1 protein-coding gene is annotated in these 1,112 nt (G+C 71.6%); it reads right to left on the reverse strand.

The features are described 5' to 3' along the window. A partial coding sequence (locus tag AB0N07_RS51780; RefSeq protein WP_365848048.1) for an aldehyde dehydrogenase family protein occupies positions 1 to 842 on the reverse strand: 842 nt, incomplete at its 3' end. Positions 843 to 1,112: the final 270 nt, after the last annotated feature.

Below are 1,112 nucleotides of genomic sequence, written 5' to 3' on the forward strand. Positions count from 1 at the left end.
GCGTCGAGGTCCGCGTCGTCCAGCACCACGAGCGGCGCGTTGCCACCCAGCTCGAGCGCGACCTTCTTCAGGGTGTCCCCCGAGACGGCGTTGGCGCCGACCTGCTTGCCCACCGGAGTCGAGCCCGTGAAGGAGATCAGGCGCGGCGCGGGGTGCTTGACGAAGGCGTCGCCGATCTCGGAGCCGGCGCCCACCACCACGGACAGCACGCCCGCGGGCAGGCCGGCCTCCTCGAACACGCGCGCGAGCAGGGTGCCGCCAGTCACCGGGGTGTCCGAGGCGGGCTTGAGCACGACGGCGTTGCCCAGCGCCAGCGCGGGGGCCACCGAGCGCTGGGACAGGTGGAGCGGGAAGTTCCACGGGGAGATCACGCCGACGACGCCGATCGGCTTGCGGTACACGCGCATCTCGCGGTTCGGGACGTTGGAGGGGTGGATGGTGCCGTGCACGCGGGTGGGGAACGTGGCGGCCTCGTACGTGATGGCGATGGCCGAGCCGATCTCCGCGGCGGCCTTGATGCGCGTGGAGCCGGACTCCTTCACAAGCCAGTCCGCGATCTCCTCGCGGCGCTCCTCCATGATCGCGGCGGCGCGGCGCAGGACGGCGGAGCGCTCGCCGGGCCCGGTGGCGGCCCACGCCTTCTGGGCCTCGGCGGCGGCGCGGTAGGCCTCGTCGAGGTCCTCCTCCGTGGCCAGGGTGAACTCGGCCACGACGTCGTCCGTGTACGGGTTGATGTCCGTCTTGCGCTGCCCGGCGGCGCCGTCGCGCCACTGGCCGGCGATGAACTGCTGGTCCACACGGTTGCCGTGGAACGTGGCGGGGGTGGAGGTCGTGGGGGTCATGAGGTGCTCCTCGCTCAACGGGGCATTCGGGAATGGAACACCCAGTTCACCCGCATGGGTGGGGGGGTTGGCGAGACCTTGGGGCCCCTGACGAGAGAAGGGACAAGCTCGAGCCCCCGGCACGTCACAGCCCGCGGACCATCCTCACGGCCGAGCCGCATCAGGCGACATCGGCGATGGTGGCCTCCCGGAAGCGCTCGTATGCCCACGCGAGATTCACACGGGACGGGCGGTCAGCCCGCCGCGTGGGCAGCTTCATGAGTTTTCGCC

The organism is Streptomyces sp. NPDC051172 (assembly GCF_040682555.1).
In the GTDB taxonomy this organism is placed as follows: Bacteria; Actinomycetota; Actinomycetes; order Streptomycetales; family Streptomycetaceae; genus Streptomyces.